Origin of the sequence: Sulfitobacter sp. 15WGC (assembly GCF_005068605.1) — a bacterium.
In the GTDB taxonomy this organism is placed as follows: Bacteria; Pseudomonadota; Alphaproteobacteria; order Rhodobacterales; family Rhodobacteraceae; genus Sulfitobacter; species Sulfitobacter faviae.
The window spans coordinates 172,967-198,493 of the sequence record NZ_SZNL01000007.1 but is presented as its reverse complement, the minus strand read 5'-3'; the positions used below and the strand labels follow the sequence as shown (position 1 = coordinate 198,493).

Here is a 25,527-nt window from a genome sequence, read left to right as displayed (position 1 = left end):
CTCAACGCGGTTCAACTCGCGCTCGCTCATCGTCACCCATCCCATGTCCACTAATCCTCGCTACCGTATGCAAGGAGAGTGACACTTCTGCTTTGCCGATGGGTGACATTACTGCTTTGCGGCTACAGTCAAAAGCCTCGTAATCATGGTTATGTTATCAAAGCACGCTGTCTGAACCCCACCAGCCACACCCGCTTGCCGCTCATCCACGCCGCCCTACGTCCCGAGGCAGCCGATAGCCGGAGGGGTCCGCTCCTCCGCCCCCATTTAGCCAAAGGAAATTGCCGTGGAAACGAATCTGACCATCAATGGCACGAAGCAGCGGCTGGATCTCGATCCCCGCACGACGCTGCTGGATGCGCTCCGCCACCATCTTGGACTGACCGGCAGCAAGAAGGGCTGCGATCACGGGCAATGCGGCGCCTGCACAGTCATGGTGAATGGCCGCCGGATCAACGCCTGCCTGACATTGGCCTGTATGCATGACGGCGATGAGGTGACCACCATCGAAGGCATCGGAGCGCCCGGCAACCTCAGCCCGCTGCAAGAAGCTTTTGTCAGCGAAGACGGGTTCCAATGCGGCTATTGCACGCCGGGGCAAATCTGCTCGGCCACCGCGATGCTGGAAGAGATCGCAGAGGGCTGGCCCAGCCATGTGACCGATGACCTGAGCGGCAAGCCTGCGCTGACGACGGAAGAAATCTCGGAACGGATGAGCGGCAACCTCTGCCGGTGTTCGGCCTATCCCAACATCGTCGAGGCGATCCGAAAAGCGGCGGGAGAAAGCGCATGAGACCATTCGACTATACCCGCGCCGAAAATACAGAGGCCGCCGCGCGGCAAGCGGCCAGCGGTGGCACCTTCATCGCCGGGGGCACCAACCTTCTGGATTTGATGAAGCTGGAGGTCATGACCCCCGAGGCGCTGATCGATATCAACCGGCTCGACCTTGGCGAGATCGAAGAGACCGAAGATGGCGGCCTGCGCATCGGGGCCTTGGTGACCAACAGCGATCTGGCCAATGACGCCCGTCTGCGCAAGGGCTGGCCCGTGCTGAGCCGTGCGTTGCTGGCCGGGGCCAGCGGACAGTTGCGCAACAAGGCGACGACGGGCGGCAATTTGCTGCAACGCACGCGGTGCCTGTATTTTTATGACCGCGCCATGCCCTGCAACAAACGCGAGCCGGGCACGGGCTGTTCGGCGAAGGAGGGGTTCAACCGCATCCTTGCCGTCTTGGGCACCTCGGAGCATTGCATCGCCACCCATCCCAGCGACATGGCCGTGGCCATGCGGGCGCTCGGGGCCGAGGTGGAGACGCTGAAAGAAGACGGCAGCACGCGCCGCCTAACGCTGGATGAGCTTTATCTGCTGCCCGGAGAGCGGCCAGACCAAGAGACCGTTCTTGAGCCGGGCGAATTGATCACCGCCGTGGTGCTGCCCGCGCCGGTGACGGGAAAACAGACCTACCGCAAGGTGCGGGACCGGGCTTCTTATGCCTTTGCCCTCGTCTCGGTCGCCGGGATCGTCGATATGGAAGACGGGCGGATCACCCGTGCCGATCTAGCCTTTGGCGGGCTGGCGCCGAAACCGTGGCGCAATGCGGAGGTGGAGGAACTGCTGACCGGCAACGCGCCCTCGGAAGACCTTTTCAACAAAGCCGCCGATTTGCTGCTGGCCGAGGCCAAAGGCTATGGCGCGAATGATTTCAAAATCCCCCTCGCCCGCCGCACGCTGGTGTCGGTGCTGAACGAACTTACCGCGGAGGCCCAGCAATGACCGAGCAATTCAAGATGGACGCGCCTGCCACCGCCCGCAGGTTGGATGATATGGCGCAGGGGCTTGTCGGCGCGCCGCTGGACCGCCCCGAGGGGCCGCTGAAGGTGAGCGGCACGGCGACCTATGCCAATGAATGGCAGGTCGAGGGCATGGTGCATGGCGTCATGGTCCGCGCGCCGGGCAATAGCGGCCGGGTGGTCTTGGCCAACCGCGAAGCGGTGGCGCAAATGCCGGGGGTATTGGCCGTGATCCAAGACCCGCGCCTGCTGCGCAACCCCGCGCAAGGCACCGCGAACCAAGCGCCAATTCAAGGGCCGGAACAGGCCGCCTATCTCGGCCAGTTGATCGCAGTGGTCGTCGCCGAGGAATTCGAACAGGCCCGCCATGCGGCGCAATCGCTGAAAGTGGCGTTGGAAAACGGCGAGGTCATGCCGGTCGATCCTGCCACCGCGGCGGTTGAGCCGCAGGAGGCGAAGACCTTGGATCAGGGCGATCTGGACGGCGCTATGGCTCAGGCCGCTTTCTCGGTCGATGTGACCTACACCACCCCGTCGCATTCCAGCACCCCGATGGAGCCGCATGCCTCCATCGCCTCATGGGACGGGGAAGAGCTGACCCTGCGCGGCAGCTATCAGATGCTGAAATACAACCGCAATGAGCTGTCCGATGCCTTGGGCATCCACCCCGACCGGCTGCGCATCCTGTCGCCCTATGTCGGCGGCGGCTTCGGGTCGAAACTCGGCATCGCGCCCGAGGCGGTCGCGGCGGCGATTGCCGCGAAAGAGGTGGGCCGCCCGGTCTCTGTCGCGCTGCACCGCCAGCAGGTCTATGAGGCGACGATGCGCCGGTCCGAGACCACGCAGCGGGTGCGCCTTGCCGCCGATGCCGAAGGTCGGCTGACCGGTCTGGGCCATGACGCGCGGGTGTCTAACCTGCCCGGAGAGAGCTTTGCCGAGCCGGTCTTACAGGCGTCGCATTTCCTCTATGCCGGGGCGAACCGCAAGATGTCGATGGACTTGGCGCGGGTGCACCGGCTTTGCGCGGGCTCCGTCCGCGCGCCGGGCGAGGCGGTGGGCGTCACCGTTTTCGAAGGCGCGATGGATGAGCTGGCCGACAAGGTCGGCATGGATCCTGTCGAGCTGCGCCGCCGCAACATCCCTGAGAAGGACCCCGAGAGCGGCAAGGAATTCTCCTCTCGCCGTTTCCGAGAAGCGCTCGACAGCGGGGCCGAGACATTCGGCTGGGCCGACCGCCCCGGCGTCAAGGAACGGCGCGAGGGGGAATGGCTGATCGGCTATGGCATGGCCTCCGCCGCGCGGGTGAACGTGTTGATGGAGAGCCAAGCCCGCGTGACGCTGATGCCCGATGGCCGCCTGCGGGTCGAAACGGATATGACCGATATCGGCACCGGCACCTATGCGATCTTGGGCCAAATCGCGGGCGATATGATGGGTCTGCCCCGCGATGCGGTCGATGTGGTCTTGGGCGATACCACCCTGCCCCCGGCATCTGGCTCGGGCGGGTCATGGGGCGCGTCGTCGAGCGGCACATCGGTCTATCTGGCCTGCGAGGCGATCCGCAAACAGCTTGCCGCGCGGCTGGAGGTGGAGGAAGGTGACCTCACGCTAAAAGACGGCATGGCGACCTTTGACAACCAGACCCGCAGCCTGAGCGATATCCTGAACGGGGATGAGATTGCCAAAGTGGGTCACGTCCAGCCTGGCGATACTTCTGAGGCGGTGCGGCAGGCCACCTTCGGGGCCTATTTCGCCGAGGTCGCGGTGCATGCCGCCTCGGGCGAGACGCGGGTGCGGCGGATGCATGGCACCTTTGCCGCCGGGCGGATCCTGAACGCCAAGACGGCGCGGTCGCAATGTCTGGGGGGCATGACCTTTGGCATCGGCATCGCGCTGACCGAGGAGCTGGCCTTTGACCCGCGCGACGGCCATGTGGCCAACCACAACCTCGCGGAATACCACATCCCGGTGAACGCGGATGTGCCGCAGCTGACCGTCGATCTGTTGGAAGAGCGGGACGATTGGGCCAACCCGCTACAGGCCAAAGGGATCGGCGAATTGGGCATCTGCGGCGCGGCGGCAGCGATCACCAATGCGATCTACAACGCCACCGGCGTGCGGGTGCGCGACTATCCCGCCACTTTGGACAAGGTGATTGCCGGGATGTGATGAGGGGGGGGGCGGCGTGGTGGCCGCCCCTTTTCTTGCTGGTCTTGCGCTTGATGCCTACTGCGCCAGCCGCTGTTCCCAAGCCGCACGGAAGTCGGCATAGCGTTCCGCATAGGCTGCCGTGAGCGCGGGGTTGGGTGCGATGCTTTTGCGTATCTTCGGGGGGCGGATCACCTCGGCCTCCGCCGCCTCTCCATAGCCCAGCATCGCCAGCCGCGCTGCGCCGAGCGCCGCGCCCTGCGCACCGCTTTCGGGCACATCGAGGGTCAGCCCGGTGATGTCGGCGATCATCTGCAACCATGTCTCTGACTGGCTGCCGCCGCCCGCCACGCAGACCCGTTCGGGCAATGAACCACAGTGGTCGAGGGCGCAACAGCAGTCGGCAAAGGCGAAGCCGACCCCCTCCATCACCGCTTGCACCATATCCGGCAACCCATGCCCGCGGCGCAGCCCGTGAAAGGCCCCGGCGGCATCGGGGGCGTTATGCGGCGTCCGCTCGCCCGAGAGGTATGGCAGGAAGGTGATCGCGGAAGGCTGTTGAATGTCTTGAACCATGCCGGCCAGCGCCGCGGGGCTTTGCCCGGTGATCTGGCCCAGCCATGCCAAAGCGTCGGTTGCCGATAGGATCACCCCCATCTGGTGCCAGGTCTTCGGCACCGCGTGGCAGAAACTATGCACGGCGCTTTCAGTGTTGCTGGCGAAACGGTCGGTCACGGTGAATAGCACGCCAGAGGTGCCGAGCGACAGAAACCCCTGCCCCGGCTGCACCAGCCCCAGCCCCACCGCGGTGGCGGAATTGTCCCCCGCGCCGCCCGCGACAGTGACGTTGCCGACACCCCACTGAGCGGCAAGCTCGGCCCGAAGCCCGCCCGCCCGTGCGCTGCCTTCGACCAATCGCGGCATGTGGTCACGGCTAAGCCCCGTGGCGGCGAGCAGTTCATCCGACCAATCGCGTTTTTCCACGTCGAGCCAGAGCGTCCCCGCCGCGTCGGACATTTCCGACACATGCTCGCCCGTCAGCCAAAGACCGACATAGTCCTTGGGCAGCAGGACCTTGCGGACCTGCGCGAAAATCTCGGGCTCATGTTTCTGGACCCATCGCAGCTTGGGCGCGGTGAAGCCTGCCATGACGATATTGCCACCCAGCCCACGAAAATCGGCGCGCTCTTCCAGTTCCGCGCATTCGGCATGGGCGCGGCCATCGTTCCACAGGATCGCCGGGCGCAGGGGCTGGTCATTGGCATCCAGCAGCGTGGCGCCGTGCATCTGGCCCGAGACGGCAATGCCGCGCAGCGCCGCGAATGCATCCGGGGCCGCGGCGCGGACCTCGGCGATGGCGCTCTCGCAGGCGGTGATCCATGAATGGGGGTCTTGCTCGCTCCACATCGGGTGCGGGCGCTGAACCTCCAATGGGGCATGACCCTCGGCCAAGGGCCGTTGGCCTTCGTCAATCAAAAGCGCTTTGACGCCCGAGGTGCCAAGGTCCAAGCCGAGATAGGTCATGCGGTACTCGTTACTTCACAAATGAGAGAGAGCCACCGGCAAGCTGCCGGTGCCTTGGCCATTAGAACGGGCTGTCGGGATAGTAGAAATCCATCGCGTTCTCTTGCGTCACCAGCACCGAGCCGATCACGAAGGTGCCCGAGACCGGCGCGTTGGAGGTGAGGCCCACGGCGGTCAGCTCAATCGCGGTGGCGATCATCGACGGCGGGTAGGTCACATTGGCCGGGATCATCTCATCGCCATCGGCGGTGCGCTTGATCATCTCTTTCATACCGGCCCCGCCGAGCACGAATTTCACGTCGTCACGCCCTGCCGCTTCGATCGCGGCCAGCACGCCAATCGCCATATCGTCGTCCGAGGCCCAGACCGCGTCGATATTGGGGTATTTCGACAGGAAATCCTGCATCACGGTAAAGCTGTCGTCGCGGTTCCAGTTGCCATGCTCCATGTCGAGCACATTGATGCCGGAGCCTTCGATCGCCGCGTTGAACCCCTCGACACGCTCATTGTCGATGGTGGTGGGGATGCCGCGCAGCACGACGATGTCGCCGCCATCGGGCATTTGCTGGGCCATGAATTCACCCGACACCTTGCCAAAGCCGCTGTTGTCGCCCGCAACGTAAAGGTCTTGGATGCCCTCAACGGAAAGGCCACGGTCCACCACGGTGACCCATGCACCGCTGTCGGCCACGGCTTGCACCGGCGGGGTCAGCGGGTCGGATTCAAAAGGCAACACCACCAGCGCGTCGATGTTGCGCGTGGCGACCATGTCTTCGATGTCGTTCACCTGTTTGCCGGGGTCCGACGCGGTGGCGAGAACGAAGTCGAGATCGGAATAGACCTCTTCCAGACGTTCGACGGTTTCCTTGGCGTGGAAGTTCATGCCCCCCGCCCAGCCGTGGGTCGCCGCCGGGATCGACACGCCGATGACTTTGGTCTCTTGGGCAAAGGCGGCGGTGCCGACAGCCGTGGCCAGCGCGGTGGCAATGAATGTTTGGGTAAATGTCATATTTGCTCCTCCCATGAAGCGTTCAACTACGGCTTAAAGCGCCGTCTTCCTTTCGCGCTGTAGGATCACAGCGAGAATGATGATAATCCCTTGGATCGCACCGTTCAGATAGGGCGACACGAAATCGGTGAGGTTCAGGATATTGCCGATCAGGCTGAGGATCAGCACGCCGATGACGGTGCCCCAGACCCGACCGAAACCACCCTTGAGCACGGTGCCGCCGATGATCACGGCGGCAATCGCCTCCAACTCCCACAGCACCCCGGTGGAGGCCGAGGCCGAGCCGAGGCGCGGCACATACATGATCGTCGCGATGCCCACCAAGATGCCCAATGCGGCATAAGAGATCAGACGGGTGCGATTGACGTTCACATTAGAATAATGCGCCACATGTTCGTTCGACCCGGTGGCGGCGCAGTGGCGGCCATAGACGCTGCGCGACATGATGATCTCACCAATGATGACCACCAGCGCGAAAACGATGATTGGCCAGCTGATCCCGAGGATGCCGTCGAAATAGACGGGCCGGTAAAAGCTGCGCAGACCGAAATCGAGCGACAGGGTGCCGCCATCCGCCAGCCAGGTCACCAGCGAGCGGTAAATGCCCATGGAGCCGAGCGTGACGATGAAGGCCTCGATGCCGAGGGCGGTGATCAAAAAGCCGTTCAACAGCCCCGCCAGCAGCCCCGCGACGATGGCCGTGAACATGCCCAAGAGGATGATCGGCACGCCGACACCGAGGCTCGGTAAAGCGGCGTTCATCACCAAGATCATCAACCCCGCGATAAAGGCCGCCATCGACCCCACCGACAGGTCAAGCCCGCCCGCGGTGATGACAAAGGTCATGCCCACCGCGATGATCCCGATAAAGGCCGAGCGGGCGAGGACGTTGGTGATATTCGCCGCACTCAGGAAGTTGGAATTCAGCGCCGTGCCGATCAGCAGCAGAACGATCAGCGCGATGATCGGCCCGAGGACAGACATCGACGGCATCCGGAAGCTTTTGGTTTGAGGTGTGGTTACATCTGTCATCTTCGGTTTCCTTAGGCCGTCATCGGCATTTGTTCGGCGCTCAGCCCCATGGAGAGGCGGACAATCGCGTCTTCCGTGATCTCGCCCGCGTTTAGCGTGCCGCTGACCTCGCCCAAACGCATGACCATCACGCGGTCGGCAAGGCCGATGAGTTCGGGCATCTCGGAGGTGATCACGATAATGCCGTGGCCCTGATCGGCCAATTTGCGCAGGAAGGCATAGATTTGCTGTTTGGTGCCGATGTCGATGCCGCGGGTGGGTTCATCGACGATCAGGATGCGCGGCTCAGAGAGCATGATCTTGGCCAGCAGCAGTTTCTGCTGGTTGCCGCCTGACATATTGCCGACCCGCACATCACGGCTGCCCGCGCGAATGTCGAACTCTCCAATGGCCTCGGTCAGGGCGGTTTCCTCTGCGTTGCGATCAATCAGGAAGCCGCCGAATTTATGCAGGTTTTGCAGGGTCAGGTTCTCACGCATGCCGCGTTCCAGCAGCAGACCGCGCAGCTTGCGGTCTTCGGTGAGATAGCACAGCCCGGCCTGTTGCGCGTCGCTTGGCCGCTTGAACTGCACCGGCTCCCCAAAGAGGGTGACGCGCTTGGCACTCGCCGGGCGCAGCGCGGCAAGGCCTTCCATCACCTCGGTCCGGCCAGAGCCGATCAGCCCGCCCAGCCCGAGGATCTCCCCCTGTCGCAGTGAAAAAGACACATTGCTGGCAAAGCCCGGCACGCTGAGGTTTTCGACCGAGAGCACCTCTGGCGCGCCCCGCTCCACACCGGGTTTGGCGGGGTAGAGGTCAGAGACATCGCGGCCCACCATGGCGGTGGCCATTTCGTCTTCGGTGATCTCAGAGGTCGGGCTGGACTGCACCACCGCGCCATCGCGCATGATGGTGACATGGTCCGAGATCTCGGCCACTTCGTCTAATTTATGCGAGGTGAACAAGACCGCCGTCCCCGCCGCGCGCAGGGCCGCGACCTGTTTGAACAGCACATCGGTCTCGCGTTTGGTCAGCACCGCCGTCGGCTCGTCCATGATCAACACCCGCGCATCGCGCGACAGGGCCTTGGCGATCTCGACCATCTGTTTGTCGGAATTCGACAGACGCGAGACCAGCGCATCCGGAGAGACGTTGCAGGCCACCCGATCAAGATAGTCCCGCGTGCGCCGCCGCATCTCGGCCTTGTCGAGCAGCGGCCCGCGTTTCAACTCGCGGCCCAGAAAGATGTTCTGCTCAACGGTGAGCTGTTCGGCCAAGTTGAACTCTTGGTGGATCATCACGATCCCGGCCATTTCGCCCTCATGCAGACTGTCGAAACGGACCGCTGCACCATCGAGTTCGACAGCGCCTTTGGAGGGTAGTTGATAGCCCGCCATGATCTTCATCGTCGTCGATTTGCCCGCCCCGTTCTCACCGATCAGCGCATGAACGGTCCCCGGCTCTAGCGCGAGGGTCACGCCATGCAGCACTTCGATCGAGCCGAAGCTCTTGCTCACGTCGCGCAGGGCAAGAACGGGGGTGGCACTCATAGCTTGGTCCACGCCGCATCATTGGCCGAGGAGGTGACACAGGCATTGATGAAACGCATCCCCGCCATGCCCGCCGTGATGTCCGGCAGCAAACCCATGGCGCTTTCGCGGCTCGCCCCGCCCTGCACGGCGCGGATCGCATCGGCGGCCTCGTTATAGATCGTGGCAAACCCTTCGAGGTAGCCCTCGGGGTGGCCGCCGGGAATGCGGCTTACCGATTGCGACGCCTCAGACGCCCCTGCCCCGTTGCGGGTGATCAGGCGCTTCGGCTCTCCCAATGGCGTGAACCAGAGGTAGTTGGGATCCTCTTGCGACCATTCCAAACCGCCCTTGTCGCCATAGATACGCAGCTTCAGCGCATTCTCATTCCCCGGAGCCACTTGGCTTGACCACAGCATGCCGCGCGCGCCGCCAGCAAAGCGCAGCATCATATGGGCGTTGTCATCCAGCTTGCGCCCCGCGCCCCAACTTTGCAGATCGGCGGCGATGCTTTCGACCTGCAAGCCGCTTACAAAGCACGCAAGGTTATGGGCATGGGTGCCGATATCGCCCACCGAGCCGCCCGCGCCCGAGCGTGCGGGATCGGTGCGCCATTCGGCCTGTTTGACGCCTTCGTTCTCCATCGGCGCGGTCAGCCAGTCCTGCGGATACTCCGCCTGAACGATCCGGATCTCCCCCAGATCACCCGCCGCCACCATGGCCCGCGCTTGGCGGATCATCGGATAGCCGGTGTAATTATGGGTGAGGATGAAAAGCGCCTCGGCCTCCGCGACACTGGCCGCCAACGCCTCCGCATCCTCGAGCGTGGAGGTCAGGGGCTTGTCGCAGATCACATGGATGCCCTTGGCCAAGAAGGCCTTTGCAGCAGCGGCATGAACGTGGTTGGGCGTGACGATTGAGACCGCCTCAATCCCGTCCTCGCGGGCGGCTTCGGCCTCGGCCATCTCCTCGAAACTGCCGTAGGAGCGCGGGATGCCCAAAGCCTCCGCACTGGCGGCGGATTTCTCGGGGGTCGAAGACAGCGCGCCTGCCACCAGATCAAACCGGTCGTCAATGCGCGAGGCGATGCGGTGCACCCCGCCGATAAAGGCGTCATTGCCGCCGCCCACCATGCCAAGTCGAATACGTGCCATCAGTCGATCCCCAGCATTTTGCGGTTTGCCGCCTCATCGGTGCCGCCATCGGCGAAGTCATCAAAGGCTTTGTCGGTCACGCGAATGATGTGATCGGAGACGAATTGCGCCCCCTCACGCGCCCCGTCTTCGGGGTGTTTGAGGCAGCATTCCCATTCCACCACGGCCCAGCCATCGAAATCATTCGCCGCCATTTTGGAAAAGACAGCGCCGAAATCAACCTGCCCGTCGCCCAGCGACCGGAACCGCCCGGCGCGGTCCGTCCAGCTTTGATAGCCCGAATAGACCCCCTGACGGCCCGTCGGATTGAACTCGGCATCCTTGACGTGGAACATCTTGATCCGGTCTTTGTAGATGTCGATGTTATCAATGTAGTCAAGACATTGCAGGACGTAGTGGCTGGGGTCATAGAGCATGTTGGCGCGCGCGTGATTGCCCGTGCGCTCTAGAAACATCTCATAGGTGATGCCATCATGCAGATCTTCGCCGGGGTGGATCTCATAGCAGACATCGACACCGCAGTCCTCGGCATGGTTCAAGATCGGCAGCCAACGCGCGGCGAGTTCGTCAAAGGCCGTCTCAATCAGCCCGGCAGGCCGCTGCGGCCAAGGGTAGACATAGGGCCAAGCCAAAGCGCCCGAGAAGGTCGCATGCGCCCCGATCCCCATGTTCTTGGACGCCGAAAGCGCCAGTTTCACCTGCTCGACCGCCCATTCCTGCCGCGCCTTGGGATTGCCGCGCACTTCTTCGACGGCGAAGCCGTCAAAGGCCGTGTCATAGGCCGGATGCACGGCGACCAACTGGCCCTGAAGATGTGTCGAAAGCTCGGTCACCTCCACGCCGTTTTCGACCGCCTTGCCCTTGAACTCGTCGCAGTAATCCTTGCTCGACGCGGCCTTGGCCAAGTCGATCAGCCGCGCGTCCCAACTGGGCACTTGCACGCCTTTGTAGCCACAATCGGCGGCCCATTTGGTGATGCTGTCCCAAGAGTTGAAGGGCGCCTCATCGCCCGCGAATTGCGCCAGAAACAGCGCCGGTCCCTTGATCGTCTTCATAATGTTCCTCCCTTTCCCCGGCTCAAACGAACCGGTTCACGATGTTCTCCAGAATTTCCTGCCGGCCCGAGCGGGGCTGCGGGTTAATGCCGTCTTGGACGACCTGCGCAGCGATTGAGGCCAGATCCCCCTCCAGCATCGCCTTGGCCTTGGGCGTCTCCCACCCCGCGTAGCGCTCGGCGCGCATGGCCTCAATCGTGCCATCCTCCAGCATGGCGGCGGCGGCTTTGAAGCCCCGCGCGCAGACATCCATCGCGCCCGCATGGGCCGCGACCAGATCGACCGGATCGAGCGATTGCCGCCGCAGCTTGGCGTCGAAATTGGTGCCGCCGGTGGTGAAACCGCCCGCCTTCAGCACCTCGTAATAGGCCAGCGCCACTTCGGGCACGTTGTTGGGGAATTGATCCGTGTCCCAGCCCGATTGATAGTCGTTGCGGTTCATGTCGATTGAGCCGAAAATCCCCAAGGACGCGGCGAGCGCCAGCTCATGTTCGAACGAATGGCCTGCAAGGATCGCATGGCCCTGTTCGATGTTCATCTGAACTTCGTTCTCCAGCCCAAACTCCTTGAGGAAACCATAGACCGTAGCCACGTCGAAATCATACTGATGTTTGGTCGGCTCCTGCGGCTTGGGCTCCACCAGAATGGCGCCTTCGAAACCGATCTTGTGTTTGTACTCCACCGCCATCTGCAAGAAGCGCCCGGCCTGCTGGCGTTCGCGCTTCAGGTCGGTGTTAAGCAGGGTCTCATAACCTTCGCGCCCGCCCCAGAGGACGTAGTTCTGACCGCCCAGCTTATGGGTCGCATCCATGCAGGCTTTGACCGTGGCGGCGGACCAGGCGAAAATCTCAGGGTCGGGATTGGTGGCCGCGCCCGACATGAAGCGCCGGTGACCAAAGAGGTTCGCCGTGCCCCAAAGCAGCTTGGTTTTGGAGCCTTCCATCTTGGTGCCGAGATAATCAATGATCTCTTCGAAATTGCGCAGGCTTTCGGCGAATGTGTCCCCCTCGGGGCGGATGTCGGCATCGTGCCAGCAGAAGAAGGGCGCGTTCAGCAGATCGAACATCTCAAAGGCCACATCGGCCTTGAGCTTTGCCAAATCCATCGTGTCACCGAACCACGGGCGATCGAAGGTCTGCCCGCCAAAGGGATCGCCGCCCGGCCATGCGAAGGAATGCCAATAGGCCACGGCGAAACGCAGGTGATCCTCCATCCGTTTGCCCATGGCGATCTCGTCGGGATTGTAGTGGCGAAAGGCCAGATCGGCCCCCTCGGGGTCATAGGTGAGGGGCTTTATATCTTTAAAGAAATCAGTCATCTATCTTGGCCTTCATCTTATCGGTCAATGTGTCGGCGGGCAGATTGTCCCGCACATAAATCGTCGGCACGAGGTCCGGCATCGGCGGCAATTCCTTTTGGTCGATCAGCGCACGCAAGACGGTGAAGGCGCGGTTGATCTCGACATCCGGGCGCTGATCGATCACCAGATCGATATGCCGCTCAAGCAGCGCCTGACGCGAATGCGCGACCAGTTCATGCACCACGCAGAAGGGCCTTGTGCCCCGCTCCTCTTGCAGGGCGGCGATCAACCCGCTGTTGCCCGCGCCCACGTTGTAAAGTGCTGTCAGCTCCGTCTGGCCGAGCGCCTGACGCGTCTGCGCGTTCAGCACCTGCGCGTCGTCCTTCGTCATGATCGGATCCAGCAATTCAACCTGCGGGAAATCGGCCTGCAACACTTCGCGAAAGCCGGTCAGACGCTCTGCGTGGTCGCGCGCGTCCAGCGAGCCTGCAAAGGTCTGCACCCGCCCGCCCTGCCCGCCATGGGCAAGCCCCACCATGCGCCCCGCGGTGCGCCCGGCGGCGATGTTGTCGATCCCGATATAGGCGGCGCGGGCGGCCTGCGGCAGGTCGGAGACGAGGCCCACCACGGCCACCCCCTTATCCCGCAGGGCGGCCAAAGGAGCCTCAAGCGCCGCGCTTTGCAAACCGACGATGGCGACACCGTCGAAATCCCGTTCCAGCAGGTCCGAAATGCTGTCTTGCAGCCCTTCGACGGCGAAGGCCGCGACCTCGATCACCTCGGCGGTGACGCGTTCGGTGGCCTGATGGGCGGCGGTATGTTCGATGTGCTGGCGGATGCGGTTGAAAAAGGCGTTGGAGCCGCGGGGGATCAGGAAAGCGAGCCGGTAGACCCGCCCGCGTGACAGGTTCGCCGCCGCGACATTGCGCACATAGCCAAGCGACGCGACCGCTTCGCGCACCTTGGCGATGGACTTTTCCGCCACGTTGCCGCGGTTGTTGATCACCCGGTCCGCGGTGGCATAGCTCACCCCGGCAGCGCGTGCGACATCGCTTAACGTCGGACTTGTCATGGCCCCTCCCCCGCGCGCTGGCCCTCCCAGCCTGCGCATCTCGGGGCCTATCTAGGGGGAAATTTTGATATACGTCAATCATTTTTGATAGACGTATATCATTTTTCGCGGATAGGGCGAGGCAGCGGCGAACGCACGCCGCCCCTGAGGGGTTGATTATTCTGGAGTTTTCATTCCGGTACCGCCCGCAGACTTACTGCGCTGCGGTCTCGCTGGCTTGCAGCGGGCCGGGGTGAATGCAAGCGACCTGATGCAGCGACTCGCCCGGTTGCGGCACCACCTGCGCGCAATCGGCCTGCGCCCGCGGGCAGCGGCCACGGAAGACACAGCCCGAGGGCGGGTTCATCGGCGAGGGCATGTCGCCGCTCATCGGCACGATCTGCTTGGCGCGCTCGGCGATTGGGTCCGGGATCGGTACGGCGGAAAGCAGCGCCTGCGTGTAGGGATGCTGCGGATCGTCGTAGAGCTGCGCCTTCGGCGCCTTCTCCATCACGCGGCCCAGATAGAGCACCATGACCTCGTCCGAGATGTTCTTTACCACGCTGAGGTCATGGGCGATGAAGATCATCGCGAGCCCCAGATCGCGCTGCAACTCTTTGAGAAGCTCGATCACCTGCGCCTGAATCGAGACGTCGAGCGCCGAAACCGGCTCGTCGCAGATCAGGAGCTTGGGTTCCACGATCAGCGCACGGGCGATGCCGATGCGCTGGCACTGGCCGCCGGAGAATTCATGGGGGTAGCGGTTGATCATCTGCGGCAGCAGGCCCACGCGCTCCATCATCTGCGCCACCCGGGCGCGGCGCTCGCGGGCGGGCACGTCGGGGCGGTGGGTCTTCAGCGGCTCGGCGATGATCTGCCCCAGCGTCATACGCGGGTTGAGTGAGGCGAGCGGGTCCTGAAACACCATCTGGATCTCGGACCGGTAGGGTTTCATCCGGCGGGGGCTGAGCGACAGTAGATCGGTCTCACCCTGCCACATGACCTGCCCCTCGGACGGGACCATTTGGATCAGCCCGCGCGCGAGGGTGGATTTGCCGCAGCCGGATTCGCCCACGACACCGAGGGTCTTGCCGGGTTCCAGATCGAAGCTCACCCCGTTGACCGCATGCAGGATGCGCGGCTTGGTCCAAGGCATGTCGCCGGCGCGGGTGATCGGGAATTTGACGTGCAGGTCGCGGACGGAAAGCAGCGGGCTCATGAGGTGACCTCCGCAATGGGACGGTGGCAGGCGCGAGCGCGCGCGCCGTCGAAGGGGGCCAAGGGCGGCATCACGCGGCAATCGTCGCCGGCGTAATCGCAGCGCGGACGGAACGGGCAGCCTTCGGGCGGGGCGGCCATGTTGGGCGGGTTGCCGGGGATCGCCTTCATGGTGGCGTCCTCGTCGTCAACGCGCGGCACGGCGGCTAGAAGACCGCGGGTGTAGGGATGCGTGGGTTCGGCAAAAAGCGGCTCGGTCGGGCCTTGCTCCATCACGCGGCCGCCGTACATGACCAGCACCCGCTCGCAGAAGCCCGCCACGACGCCGAGGTCATGGGTGATGAGGATCGTGGCCATGCCGAAATCCTTTTGTAGATCGCCCAAGAGGTCCATGATCTGCGCCTGCACGGTAACGTCGAGCGCGGTGGTCGGTTCGTCCGCAATCAACAGGTCCGGTTTGCAGAGCAGCGACATGGCGATCATCACACGCTGGCGCATGCCACCAGAGAATTCATGCGGGAAGAGGCGGATACGCTCCTTGGCCGCCGGGATTTTCACCGCGTCCAGCATCCGCACCGATTCCGCCAGTGCGTCGCGCTTGGACAGCCCTTGGTGCAGGGTCAGCACCTCGGCCATCTGCTCGGAAATCCGCATGTAGGGATTGAGCGAGGTCATCGGGTCTTGGAAGATCATCGCGATCCGCTCGGCCCGGATCTTGTTCAGCACCTTGGGCTTGGCGCCGAGAATCTCCTGCCCGTCGAAGCGGATCGACCCGCCGGTGCGGCCGTTCGGCGCCAGAAGGCCCATGATCGAAAAGGCGGTCTGCGACTTGCCCGAGCCGCTTTCGCCGACGATGCCGAGGGTCTCGCCCCGGTCGATCGAGAGCGACAGGTCGTTGACCGCGTGAACGGGGCCGTCGTCGCCCTCGAAGGTGACGTTGAGCTTGTCGATTTCCAGCAGAGACATCAGCGATCCTTGGGGTCGAGCGCGTCACGAAGCCCGTCGCCGATGAAGAACAGGCCGAAGAGCGTGAGACAGAAGAACAGCAGCGGGAAGCCCAACTGCCAGGTGGTGCCATAGGCGATGGTGCCCGCGCCTTCGGAGATCAGCGCCCCGAGGGAGGTCAGCGGCTCCTGCACGCCAAGGCCGAGGAAAGAGATGAAGCTCTCGGTCAGAATCATCAGCGGGACCAGCAGCGTGGCATAGACGGCGATCACCCCCAGTAGATTGGGCACGATATGGCGCAGGATGATGACCGGGGCGGAAACGCCGGTGGCGCGGGCCGCCTCGACAAATTCGCGGCCCTTGATGGTCAGGGTCTGGCCGCGCACGATGCGGGCCATCTCCATCCATGAGATCAGGCCGACACCGGCAAAGAGGATGGTGATCGAGCGGCCGTACATGACCAAGAGCAGGATCAGCACGAACATGTAAGGCACGGCCATGAAGATATCGACAAGCCGCATCATGATGCTGTCGGTGCGCCCGCCGAAATAGCCCGCCACCGCGCCGTAGAGCGTGCCGACGATACAGGCGATCAGCGCACCGACGAGGCCCACGGCGAGGCTGATCTGGGTGCCCTGCACGGTGCGTGCAAAGAGGTCACGGCCCAGATCGTCGGTGCCGAAGTAATGGCCGCTCTCGATCGACGGGCCGCCCAGTTCGACAATCTGGCCCATGACGTTGTAGTCGAGCTCCTCGTTCGACCATTGTGCGAGGCTGTTGCCGAAGAGCGCGAAGGCCACGACGAAGCCGAGGATCACCAGCCCCATCAGCGCCGCCTTGTTGCGGAAGAACCGCCGCCGCGCGTCAGCCCAGGGGGAGCGGCCCTTGGCGGCGATCTCGCTGGTCTCGACCCGTTGTTCGGATGTCATCACCATGTCAGTACCGGATCTTGGGGTCGATCCACCCGTAAAGGATGTCGACCACGAGGTTGAAGAAGATGGTCAGCGCACCGACGAGGATCGTCACCCCCATCATCACCGCGTAGTCACGGTTCAGCGCCGAATCGACGAAGGCTTTGCCGATGCCGCCGGTGGAGAAATAGATGTCGACCACCACGGAGCCGGTGATCATCGCCACGAAGGCGGGCCCGAGGTAGGAAATCACCGGCAGCATCGCGGGTTTTAGCGCGTGGCGCAGGATCACCCGGCGCTCGGGCAGGCCCTTGGCGCGGGCGGTGCGGATGTGGTTCGAGGTCAGCACCTCGAGCATGGACGAGCGGGTGATCCGCGCGATTGAGGCCATGAAGGAGGTCGAGAGCGCGATCACCGGCATGATCCAGTATTCCGGCCCCTGCCATCCGCCGCCCGGCAGCCAGCCGAGCCAGAGCGTGAAGACCAGCACGAGAATCGGCGCCATGACGAAGTTCGGCAGCACCTGCGCCCCGATGGAGACGCCGACGGCGGCATAGTCCAGCGCCGAGTTGTGCCGCACGGCGGCGGCGACGCCGAGGCTCACACCGACGATGACCGCCACGGCGAAGGACAAAAGGCCGTACGTCAGCGTGATCGGGAAACCTTGGGCGATGATCTCGTTCACCGAACGGTCCTTGTAGACGAAGCTCGGCCCGAAATCGAACTCGGTCACGATGCCCCAGACGTAGGAGGTGATCTGCTTCCAAAGGGGATCGTCCAGCCCGTATTTCGCATTGAGGTTCGCCAGCACCTGCGGCGGCAACTCGCGCTCGGAGGTGAAGGGGCCACCGGGGGCGGAATGCATCAGCAGGAAAGAGATGACGATCAAAACCAGAAGCGTCGGAATAGCGATGGCAAGGCGCTTGAGGATGTAACTGAGCAAGAGGCGCGCGCTCCGAATACGGGGTTTGTGGGGGTGTAGAATAGAATCGGGCAGCCCGTGCCATAACCGCCGGGCTGCCCGAATGTCGAGAGGTTACTCTGCGGTACGGTAGAGGTCTTTGCCGTACCAAGTGTTGTTCACGTTGTTCTCGGGCAGACCTTCGATGTCTTCCGCGATCATGTCGACGTTCGCGTAATGGTAGATCGGGATGATCGGCATTTCCTCGGCCAAGATCTTCTCCGCTTCTTGATAAAGCGGCTGCGGATCCTCGGCGGTCTTGCTGTCCTTCATGAGCGTGTCATAGGCGTCGTTATAAAACTCGCCGTTGTTATGGCCCGAATAGGAGGTCAGCAGGTCGAGATAGGTCGACGCCTCGTTGTAGTCACCGCACCAAGCGTAACGCGCCATGTCGTAGTCTTGGTTCTGCATCCGGTCGGTGTGGACCTTCCACTCATAGTTGTCGAGCGTGAGGTTCACACCGATCTGCTTGAGCATTTGCGACGCGGCGATGGCGATCTTCTTGTGATCTTCCGAGGTGTTGTACTGCAATGTCAGATCCAGCGGGTTGTCGGGGCCGTAGCCCGCCTCGGCCAGCAGTTCCTTGGCCTTCTCCACACGCTGCGCCTGATCCATGTTATCGGCCCAGTCCAGTTCGGGACGCTCGAAATCGGCAATCGCCCAGTGGGTCCAGTTGTACGAAGGCTTCTGGCCGCCCTGCAGGATGCGGTCGACGATGATGTCGCGGTCGATGGCATAGGCCAACGCCCTGCGCACATTGACGTTTTTCAACGCCTCCGGCCCCTTCTCACCCACGTTCAGCATGTAGATGTAGGAGCAGTTATAGGGGGTGGAGACCGCCTGTTCGGGATACTCTTTTTTCAGACGGGGATACTGACCGGCGGGGATGTCCACGCGGTCCAGCTCACCGGCCAGATAGCGGGTCAGGGCTTGGTTCACGTCGTTGATCGTCAGCGCGATGATCTCTTCCATCACCACGTTCTCGGCGTCCCAATAGGTGTCGTTCTTTTCCATCACGACACGCTCGCCCAGCTGGTGCTCGACCAGCGTATAGGCGCCGTTTCCGACAAGCGTGCCCGCATCGGTCCAGTCGTCGCCATGTTCCTCAACCACGCTTTGCAGCACGGGGAAGGTCGAGCCGTGCACCAGCATCTGCGGGAAATAGGGCAGCGGCGTGGTGATCTTGACCTCAAGCGTGTGGTCGTCGATGGCGCGGATGCCCAGCTCATCAGGGGACTTGTCCCCGGCGATGATCTCGGGCGCATTCTCGACCTGCATCAACTCCATGTACCAGGCGTATTCCGAGGCGGTCGCCGGGTCGGCCAGACGGCGCCATGAATAGACGAAGTCATTCGCCGTGACCGGCTCCCCGTTGGACCACTTGGCGTCGTCGCGCAGGTTGAACGTATAGGTCTTGCCGTCTTCCGAAACTTCGTGGTCGAGCGCCACACCGGGGACCAGCTCACCGTTGCCATCTTCGTTGTAGAGCCCCTCGAAAAGGTTGCGCAGCACGTCCGAGCCTTCGACGTCGGTGTTGATCTGCGGGTCCATCGACTTGATCGCGTCGAGCAGCCAGAAGGTATAGGTCTGATCTTCGGCAAGATTCACGCCCTCGGGCACATCGGCGGCATGGGCCTGAAAGGCAAGGCTTAGCGCCAATGCGGAGGATGCGAGTGTGGTGCGTAGCTTCATGGTGACTCTCCGTTGTTTGAAAGTTCGTGTTCTGATTGAAAAGTAATCAATCGAAAACGAAGAGCACATGCAAGACGTTGCCTCGCGTCAGCCAAACACGGCGGCTTCGCGCCGAGGCGGCGCGAGGTTGTAAAGATTGGCCCCGGGGCTGCCCCGGGCGGCGGGGTTCAACGTGGCAAAAGGCGCGCCTAGCCGCGCGCACCCCATGTGTCGGACAAGCGGTAGCCGCCCGGCCAAGGGTCATCGGGGTCGAGCATATGTTGGTGGATGCCCGTGACCCAGCCCCGGCCCGACAGTTCTGGCTGGATGGCCGTATGTTCGCCCACCCGCGTCTCGCCCAAGATGCGCCCCGTGAAGGTCGACCCGATCAGCGACACGGTGGTCAGGCTGTCCTCCAGTCCCATTTCCCCCCGCGCGTGCAGCAGGGCCATCCGCGCGCAAAGGGCGGTGCCAGTGGGCGAACGGTCCACCTTGCCCGGCTGGATCGCCACCGCCGCCCCGGCGCGCAGGCCGGTCTCATCGCGGGTGACTGGACCGGCGAACAGGCAGAAAGAGAAATGCTGCCAATCGGGGTTCTCAGGGTGGTCGAACCGCATCGCCGCATTGGCCGCATCGGTGATCCGCACGCCAAGCCGCGCGATGTCATGGGCCTCATGGGCCTCTAGCGAAAACCCCATGGCGGCGGCATCGACGACGACGAAACTGTCGCCGCCATAGGCGGTATCGACAGTGAGCGTGCCCAGCCCTTCGACCTCAAGCGGCACATCCAGACGCGCCGCGAAGCTTGGCAGGTTCTGTACGAAAATACGCTCCGCCTTGCCATTGCGACATTCGGCGCGGACCTTCACCAGCCCGCCCGGCGCTTCGAGGGTTAGCTCCGTCACAGGCTCCGTCATCGGCAGGATGCCCCCGTCGAGCAGCACGGTCGAGACGCAGATCGAATTGGAACCAGACATCGGCGGCGTGTCCTCCGGCTCCATGATGATGAAGGCCGCATCGGCGCGGGGGTCTTTCGGCGGGACCAGCAGGTTCACATGACGAAACACCCCGCCGCGCGGCTCGTTCAACACGAAGTTGCGCAGGGTCTCATCCCGCGCGATCCAGCGGCTCTGCTCCCACAGCGTCTCACCCGGCGGCGGGGTGACACCACCCACGATCACATCGCCCACCTCACCCTCGGCATGGGCCGAGATCACATGCACCGTCTTGCTGCTACGCATCCTTCGTCTCCTCCTCGGTCAGCCATCTCGGCAATGCCTCCCCCGCACGCCCCGACACGGCGGCCTCCACACAATCGGCGATACTGCCAAAGCGCACGGCCCGGCCCGACAGACCGGGGGCGTAATGGGCGTATTTGCCCGAGTTGGTCATCAGCACCTTGGCCGAGGGCGGGAAAACCGGCTCGGAAATCGAGCACCAGCAGATGTCGGGCACCACCTGCACGCCCGCGGCCTCCAGCCGCGCCACGGTGCCGTCATCGCGCGCCGCTTGCAGCGTGTCTTGGCCGAGCGTCACGATGACAGCCGTGTCGGCATGGCGCTTGCGCCCGGCGAGGGCGGTGTCGAGCGCGCGGCATTCGGCGTGCGAGAAATGCGGGCTGCCGAAGGCACGAGATCGACCGTCGCGGCCCCGGCGTTGAACTGCCGCCAAACGCGGCGCAGGTCATCGGATGTGAGGCGGAACGTATCGGCCTCTGCGACAGGGGGCAGGTCGGCTTCGGGTGTGACCCCAGCCACATGCAGCATCGGGGCTGCGGAAGTAGTGCCAAAGGCCGCGCAGAGCGCTTTGAGGTCATCCTCATTCGGGGCGGCCCCCTCCAACCCGCGCAGGACCGGGATCCGGTCCGGGGCGGCCTGCCCCGCGAGCCAGCCCAGCATCGGCCAGATCGCCTCGTCATACTCCGCGGGCAGTTCCACTTCGATCACCCGGCGCGGGGCGCGATGTTCCTCCAGATAGACCCCTGAGAGCGGTGCGCGCGCGGTGAGCGCGATGCACAGGTCGAGGAAATCGGGATGTTTCACCGTCCGCGCGCCAAGCACGCTATTGGCATAGATCACCGCGTTTGACTCCGACCACGCGATGAATTCGCCGCGTTCGGGCGGGGCGGGCAATTGGTAGGGCGCACAGGTGAAACTGGGCCGCGCGCCCATGGTAACATAGGCGTCGGCCAAACGGCTGGCGGGCAGGCCGAAATCCGGCGGCACGCCTTGACCGCGCCAATTGCCGTGATCGACCGAGATCGCATTCATCGTCGTCGGCACGCGCACCTTCGAGCCCATATCGGCCATGGTCTGGGCAAAGAGCAGGTTGGCGGGGCTGGCGTAGATGCAGCCGTCGATATGCACGCGCGTCACGTCGACCAGCCGCTCGGCCCCCTGCCCCTGCGCCATGGTGCAGGTGATCTCCATCGCCAGTTGCACGGCTTTGCCCTCGGCCCCGTCCAGCATCGCTTGATCCTCGGCAGTGAGATGCAGGGCGCGGGCGGGCCTGTCCGACAGGGGCAGATCCCAGTCATCGGTGCTGAGCATCTCAGGCGTGATCCGCGCGCTGCGGGATTTGGCGAGCAGGTCGTAATCCTCGGCCCCGAGGCGCAGCACCGCGAGCGGCTTGTCGAACATCTTGCCCGCGATCAGCGCGCCTAAGGTCAGGATGTCTTCGGCCTCGCGAAACACGAGGGCAGCAGGGGCATGACCGTTCAACGCCAGTTCCAGCAGCACGCCGCTGCCGGTGCAAGAGCCGCGGCTGGTGGGCATGAGCAGGATCTTCCCCGCGAGCGATTGACCGCAAAGCGGGTGATGCGCATCGATGACCTTGCCCGTGGCCGGATCGACGCCGCCCCAGAAACTCAGCCCCTCAGAGGAAGCCAGCACCGCGCCTTGGGCTGCGGCGGGAACGATGATTTGCGCCATGTGGAACCCCTCCAATTCAGGTGACGACAAAGCCGTGCGCGAAGGGGTCACGCTCGTCGATGAAAATGGTGTTAAAACCCGTCACCCGCGCCCAACCTGCGATGGAAGGGATGATCGCGGGCCTGCCGGCCACCTCTGCCGCCGCTTCAACACGGCCTTTGAACATGGAGCCGATGATGGATTCATGGACGAAATCATCGCCCACATTCAGTTTGCCCTTGGCCGCCAACTGCGCCATCCGCGCCGAGGTGCCAGTGCCGCAGGGGGAACGATCGATCGCCTTGTCACCGTAGAAAACCGCGTTGCGGGCGTGCGCCTCTCCCGCGCGGGGGGCGCCGGTCCAGAGGATATGGCTCAGCCCGTTGATCGCGGGATGTTCGGGGTGGGTGAACACATATTTCGCATTGAGCGCGGCACGGAGTTTGGGGCTCAGACCGACCAGTTCGGAGACCGAGAAATCCGCCATATCGCGGAAGTTCTTCTGGGGCTCAACGATGGCGTAGAAATTGCCGCCATAGGCCACATCAACCACCACTTCGCCCAAACCCTCGACCTCTGCCGTCAGCCCTTCGGCGTGGAGGAAGGCGGGCACGTTGGTCAGGCGCACCTCTTCGACGAAACGCCCCTCTTGCCGGTAGGTCACATCGACCCGCCCGGCAGGGGTTTCAAGGCGCAATTGGCCGGGGGTGGCGGGGGTGACCAGCCCGTTCTCAAGCGCGATGGTGACGGTGCCGATGGTGCCGTGGCCGCACATCGGCAGGCAGCCCGAGGTCTCGATGAACAGCACTGCGATGTCGCAATCATCCCGCGTCGGTGGGTAAAGGATCGCGCCCGACATCTGGTCGTGCCCGCGCGGCTCGAACATCAGACCGGTGCGGATCCAGTCGTATTCCGCCAGAAAATGGGCGCGCTTTTCCAGCATGTTCGCGCCCTTCAACAGCGGCGCGCCGCCGGTGACGAGCCGTACCGGGTTGCCGCAGGTATGGCCGTCGATACAGGGAAATGTGTGTTGCGTCATGTCAGCCTCTAGAAACGGGCGGGAGAGAAGGGGGTCAGGTCGATGCCGGGGTCTTGGCCGGTCATAAGATCCGCGATGATGGCGGCGGTGCCCGCCGATTGGGTGAGGCCCAGATGCCCGTGGCCAAAGGCGCAGAACACATCCGGGCGGCTTGGCAGCGCGCCGATGGCGGGCAGGCTGTCGGGCAGTGAGGGGCGAAAACCATCCATTGCGTGCCGCCCGAGGTGTCGAGCCCCGGCAGAAAGCGCTTGGCCTTTTTCAGCATCGCATCGGCCCGGGCAAAGTTCGGCGGCAGGTCGAGCCCGCCGAGTTCCACCGCCCCGCCGACGCGCAGCCCGTGGCCCACCTTGCTGATGACAAAGCCATGGCCGCCGAAAGTGATCTGGCGCTTCAGGTCGAAGGCCCCGGCGGGCAGGGTCGTGTTATAGCCGCGCTCGGTCTCAAGCGGGATTTTCGCGCCAGCGGTCCGCGCGAGGTGATGCGAATGTGCGCCGGCGGCCAGCACCACGCGGCCCGGTATGAACCCATCAGAGGTCTCGACCCCGCCTGCGACCAGCCGCTCGGCGCCGGTGATGGTGATCTCTCCGCCCCCCGCCCGGAAGCGTTCGGCCATCGCCAGCACATAGTCGTGCGGATCCGAGATCGATTGCCATTCCGGGGTGAAGGTCGCATGGGTGAAGCCGGGCGCGAGACCGGGCTGATAGGCCGCAATCTCATCACCCTTGAGATGGGTGAAGGCAATCCCCGCCTCTTCGCGGGCTTGCCATCCGGGGAGGGAGGCGCGAAACTCGGCCTCGCTTTCATAGACCTGCAACTGTCCGTCATGGCGCAGCATATGGGCCAGACCGCTCAGCGCCAGATGCGGGTCGAGCGCGGCTTGCGAGAGTTTCATCAGCGCCGTCTGCGCCACGGTCGAGGCCCGCAGCTGCGCGGGCCAGCTTGCTTTCCAAAAACGCCACATCCACGGGGCGATCCGCCCGGCATAGCGCGGCGGCACCGACAGCGGCCCCAGCGGGTCAAGCAGCCATTTCGGCGCCTGCCGGATCATCCGGGGCGAGGCGAGCGGCAGGATCTCGGTAAATGCAAAGGCACCCGCGTTGCCCGCCGAAGCGCCCGCCGCCGGGCCTTCACGGTCGATCACCCGCACGGGTAGCCCGCGCGCCTGAAGCGCCAGCGCGATGGACAGGCCCACCACGCCCGCGCCGACGACCGTCACCGGGGTTTGGTTCATTACCGCACGCTCGACAGGAATTGACGGGTCTCTTCTTGCTGCGGATCACCAAAGATCTGATCCGGCGCGCCGATCTCGGCCATGACGCCCTTGTGAAAGAAGGCCACACGGTCCGACACATCGCGTGCGAAACTCATCTCATGGGTGACACAGATCATCGTCATCCCTTCATCTGCCAGCAGTTTGAGCGTGTCCAGCACCTCGCCCACCAGTTGCGGGTCGAGGGCCGAGGTCACCTCGTCAAAGAGAATGTAATCGGGCGACATCGCCAATGCACGCGCAATCGCCATCCGCTGCTGCTGCCCGCCCGACAGGCGGCTAGGGTAAACATCGAGCTTATCGGCCAGACCGACATGCGAAAGCTGCTGCACTGCGATCTCTTCGGCTTCTTTGCGGGCGATGCCTTTGACCTTGCGCGGGGCCAGCGTGACGTTTTCCAACACCGTCAAATGCGGAAAGGCGTTGAACTGCTGGAACACGATGCCGATCTTGCGGCGCAGCTTGTTCAGGTCGGTGTCGCGGGCGTGAACCTCGGTCCCGTCGACGACGATGCGGCCCCTGTCGATCGGCTCCAACCCGTTGATGCAGGTCAAGAGCGTCGATTTGCCCGAACCCGAGCCGCCGATCACCGAGACGACCTCGCCTTTTTGCACGGTCAGGTCGATGCCCTTGAGCACCTGAAGCGCACCAAAGGATTTGTGGACGTTTTCAATCTCAATCATTTTCTTGCCACCTTTTTTCCAAGCGGCTGCCAAGCCGGGCAATGGGGAAACTGAGCGCGAAGTAGATCGCGCCGGTCACGAGCAGGATGAACATCGGCTCTTGCAGGCGTGTCACCAGAATTTGCGAGGCGCGCAGCAATTCGATGATGCCAAGCCACATCACCAGCGCGCTGTCTTTCATCACGCCAAGCGTCAGGCCGATCCAACTGGGCAGGCCGACCCGCAGCGCCATGGGAAAGACGATCTGCGTGAGATCCTGCCCCCATGTCATGCCAAGCGAGCGCGCCGCACGGCGGGTGACCGAAGGCACCGCCTCGATCGCGCCGCGCACGATCTCGGTGCAATA

At 63.7% G+C, this 25,527-nt stretch carries 20 protein-coding genes and 2 pseudogenes; 3 read left to right on the top strand and 19 right to left on the bottom strand.

Annotated features, from left to right (window positions below):
- Positions 1-286 precede the first annotated feature (286 nt).
- The 3 genes from FCK22_RS08310 to FCK22_RS08300 are packed head-to-tail and all read left to right on the top strand — an operon-like array spanning position 287 to position 3,962.
- Complete coding sequence (locus tag FCK22_RS08310) at positions 287-793, top strand: 2Fe-2S iron-sulfur cluster-binding protein (protein ID WP_082852032.1); 507 nt, start codon at positions 287-289, stop codon at positions 791-793.
- Positions 790-1,776 (top strand): xanthine dehydrogenase family protein subunit M, encoded by a 987-nt coding sequence (locus tag FCK22_RS08305; RefSeq protein WP_067263937.1) that lies wholly within the window; start codon positions 790-792, stop codon positions 1,774-1,776. The genes FCK22_RS08310 and FCK22_RS08305 overlap by 4 nt, the downstream gene beginning before the upstream one ends.
- Positions 1,773-3,962 carry a xanthine dehydrogenase family protein molybdopterin-binding subunit gene (locus FCK22_RS08300; RefSeq protein WP_067263935.1) on the top strand — a complete coding sequence of 730 codons (2,190 nt, stop codon included), beginning with the start codon at positions 1,773-1,775 and terminating at the stop codon, positions 3,960-3,962. The genes FCK22_RS08305 and FCK22_RS08300 overlap by 4 nt, the downstream gene beginning before the upstream one ends.
- A 57-nt stretch (positions 3,963-4,019) precedes the next feature.
- Here FCK22_RS08300 and xylB read toward each other — a convergent pair whose 3' ends face one another.
- The 19 genes and pseudogenes from xylB to FCK22_RS08205 form a co-directional block, all read right to left on the bottom strand.
- A complete protein-coding gene (gene xylB, locus FCK22_RS08295; RefSeq protein WP_136720365.1) occupies positions 4,020-5,465 on the bottom strand; it encodes a xylulokinase in 1,446 nt (481 codons plus the stop codon).
- A 61-nt stretch (positions 5,466-5,526) separates the two neighbouring features.
- Complete coding sequence (locus FCK22_RS08290; protein ID WP_067263829.1) at positions 5,527-6,474, bottom strand: ABC transporter substrate-binding protein; 948 nt, start codon at positions 6,472-6,474, stop codon at positions 5,527-5,529.
- Between the two features lie 33 nt (positions 6,475-6,507).
- Positions 6,508-7,506, bottom strand: a complete 999-nt coding sequence (locus tag FCK22_RS08285; protein WP_067263827.1) for an ABC transporter permease — start codon at positions 7,504-7,506, stop codon at positions 6,508-6,510.
- 11 nt (positions 7,507-7,517) lie between these two features.
- Positions 7,518-9,035, bottom strand: a complete 1,518-nt coding sequence (locus FCK22_RS08280; protein WP_067264739.1) for a sugar ABC transporter ATP-binding protein — start codon at positions 9,033-9,035, stop codon at positions 7,518-7,520.
- Complete coding sequence (locus tag FCK22_RS08275) at positions 9,032-10,168, bottom strand: Gfo/Idh/MocA family oxidoreductase (protein ID WP_197470899.1); 1,137 nt, start codon at positions 10,166-10,168, stop codon at positions 9,032-9,034. Before FCK22_RS08275 ends, FCK22_RS08280 begins: the two co-directional genes overlap by 4 nt.
- A complete protein-coding gene (locus FCK22_RS08270; protein WP_067261237.1) occupies positions 10,168-11,223 on the bottom strand; it encodes a sugar phosphate isomerase/epimerase in 1,056 nt (351 codons plus the stop codon). The genes FCK22_RS08275 and FCK22_RS08270 overlap by 1 nt, the downstream gene beginning before the upstream one ends.
- A gap of 22 nt (positions 11,224-11,245) precedes the next feature.
- Complete coding sequence (gene xylA, locus FCK22_RS08265) at positions 11,246-12,541, bottom strand: xylose isomerase (RefSeq protein ID WP_067261236.1); 1,296 nt, start codon at positions 12,539-12,541, stop codon at positions 11,246-11,248.
- Complete coding sequence (locus FCK22_RS08260) at positions 12,534-13,595, bottom strand: LacI family DNA-binding transcriptional regulator (protein WP_169306070.1); 1,062 nt, start codon at positions 13,593-13,595, stop codon at positions 12,534-12,536. The genes xylA and FCK22_RS08260 overlap by 8 nt, the downstream gene beginning before the upstream one ends.
- A 193-nt stretch (positions 13,596-13,788) precedes the next feature.
- Entirely contained in the window at positions 13,789-14,793 is a 1,005-nt protein-coding gene (locus FCK22_RS08255) for an oligopeptide/dipeptide ABC transporter ATP-binding protein (RefSeq protein ID WP_067260869.1), read from the bottom strand.
- A complete protein-coding gene (locus FCK22_RS08250) occupies positions 14,790-15,758 on the bottom strand; it encodes an oligopeptide/dipeptide ABC transporter ATP-binding protein (RefSeq protein ID WP_067260871.1) in 969 nt (322 codons plus the stop codon). The genes FCK22_RS08255 and FCK22_RS08250 overlap by 4 nt, the downstream gene beginning before the upstream one ends.
- A complete protein-coding gene (locus tag FCK22_RS08245) occupies positions 15,758-16,672 on the bottom strand; it encodes an ABC transporter permease subunit (RefSeq protein WP_067260873.1) in 915 nt (304 codons plus the stop codon). Before FCK22_RS08245 ends, FCK22_RS08250 begins: the two co-directional genes overlap by 1 nt.
- A gap of 1 nt (position 16,673) precedes the next feature.
- A complete protein-coding gene (gene oppB, locus FCK22_RS08240) occupies positions 16,674-17,591 on the bottom strand; it encodes an oligopeptide ABC transporter permease OppB (RefSeq protein ID WP_067260875.1) in 918 nt (305 codons plus the stop codon).
- 93 nt (positions 17,592-17,684) lie between these two features.
- Positions 17,685-19,301, bottom strand: coding sequence for a peptide ABC transporter substrate-binding protein (locus FCK22_RS08235; RefSeq protein WP_067260877.1), 1,617 nt, complete (start codon positions 19,299-19,301; stop codon positions 17,685-17,687).
- Positions 19,302-19,489: 188 nt separating this feature from the next.
- Positions 19,490-20,521: a proline racemase family protein gene (locus FCK22_RS08230; RefSeq protein ID WP_067260879.1), complete on the bottom strand. Its 1,032-nt coding sequence runs from the start codon at positions 20,519-20,521 to the stop codon at positions 19,490-19,492.
- A pseudogene (locus tag FCK22_RS08225) lies at positions 20,514-22,210 on the bottom strand (aconitase X). The gene FCK22_RS08230 and the pseudogene FCK22_RS08225 overlap by 8 nt, the downstream one beginning before the upstream one ends.
- Before the next feature lie 16 nt (positions 22,211-22,226).
- Positions 22,227-23,228 (bottom strand): 4-hydroxyproline epimerase, encoded by a 1,002-nt coding sequence (locus FCK22_RS08220; RefSeq protein WP_067260883.1) that lies wholly within the window; start codon positions 23,226-23,228, stop codon positions 22,227-22,229.
- A gap of 8 nt (positions 23,229-23,236) precedes the next feature.
- Positions 23,237-24,459: pseudogene (locus tag FCK22_RS08215) on the bottom strand (FAD-binding oxidoreductase).
- Positions 24,459-25,181, bottom strand: coding sequence for an amino acid ABC transporter ATP-binding protein (locus FCK22_RS08210; RefSeq protein WP_067260887.1), 723 nt, complete (start codon positions 25,179-25,181; stop codon positions 24,459-24,461). The pseudogene FCK22_RS08215 and the gene FCK22_RS08210 overlap by 1 nt, the downstream one beginning before the upstream one ends.
- Positions 25,174-25,527, bottom strand: a 354-nt coding sequence (locus FCK22_RS08205; RefSeq protein ID WP_136720369.1) for an ABC transporter permease subunit, incomplete at its 5' end; no start/stop codon positions are given. The genes FCK22_RS08210 and FCK22_RS08205, both read right to left, overlap by 8 nt.

What these genes read in the sequence shown, in the direction of transcription:
- FCK22_RS08305 (WP_067263937.1), top strand. Translation starts at nt 790, where the DNA reads ATGAGACCATTCGACTATACCCGCGCCGAAAATACAGAGGCCGCCGCG.
- FCK22_RS08300 (WP_067263935.1), top strand. Translation starts at nt 1,773, where the DNA reads ATGACCGAGCAATTCAAGATGGACGCGCCTGCCACCGCCCGCAGGTTG.
- xylB (WP_136720365.1), bottom strand. Translation starts at nt 5,465, where the DNA reads ATGACCTATCTCGGCTTGGACCTTGGCACCTCGGGCGTCAAAGCGCTT.
- FCK22_RS08290 (WP_067263829.1), bottom strand. Translation starts at nt 6,474, where the DNA reads ATGACATTTACCCAAACATTCATTGCCACCGCGCTGGCCACGGCTGTC.
- FCK22_RS08285 (WP_067263827.1), bottom strand. Translation starts at nt 7,506, where the DNA reads ATGACAGATGTAACCACACCTCAAACCAAAAGCTTCCGGATGCCGTCG.
- FCK22_RS08280 (WP_067264739.1), bottom strand. Translation starts at nt 9,035, where the DNA reads ATGAGTGCCACCCCCGTTCTTGCCCTGCGCGACGTGAGCAAGAGCTTC.
- FCK22_RS08275 (WP_197470899.1), bottom strand. Translation starts at nt 10,168, where the DNA reads ATGGCACGTATTCGACTTGGCATGGTGGGCGGCGGCAATGACGCCTTT.
- FCK22_RS08270 (WP_067261237.1), bottom strand. Translation starts at nt 11,223, where the DNA reads ATGAAGACGATCAAGGGACCGGCGCTGTTTCTGGCGCAATTCGCGGGC.
- xylA (WP_067261236.1), bottom strand. Translation starts at nt 12,541, where the DNA reads ATGACTGATTTCTTTAAAGATATAAAGCCCCTCACCTATGACCCCGAG.
- FCK22_RS08260 (WP_169306070.1), bottom strand. Translation starts at nt 13,595, where the DNA reads ATGACAAGTCCGACGTTAAGCGATGTCGCACGCGCTGCCGGGGTGAGC.
- FCK22_RS08255 (WP_067260869.1), bottom strand. Translation starts at nt 14,793, where the DNA reads ATGAGCCCGCTGCTTTCCGTCCGCGACCTGCACGTCAAATTCCCGATC.
- FCK22_RS08250 (WP_067260871.1), bottom strand. Translation starts at nt 15,758, where the DNA reads ATGTCTCTGCTGGAAATCGACAAGCTCAACGTCACCTTCGAGGGCGAC.
- FCK22_RS08245 (WP_067260873.1), bottom strand. Translation starts at nt 16,672, where the DNA reads ATGGTGATGACATCCGAACAACGGGTCGAGACCAGCGAGATCGCCGCC.
- FCK22_RS08235 (WP_067260877.1), bottom strand. Translation starts at nt 19,301, where the DNA reads ATGAAGCTACGCACCACACTCGCATCCTCCGCATTGGCGCTAAGCCTT.
- FCK22_RS08230 (WP_067260879.1), bottom strand. Translation starts at nt 20,521, where the DNA reads ATGCGTAGCAGCAAGACGGTGCATGTGATCTCGGCCCATGCCGAGGGT.
- FCK22_RS08220 (WP_067260883.1), bottom strand. Translation starts at nt 23,228, where the DNA reads ATGACGCAACACACATTTCCCTGTATCGACGGCCATACCTGCGGCAAC.
- FCK22_RS08210 (WP_067260887.1), bottom strand. Translation starts at nt 25,181, where the DNA reads ATGATTGAGATTGAAAACGTCCACAAATCCTTTGGTGCGCTTCAGGTG.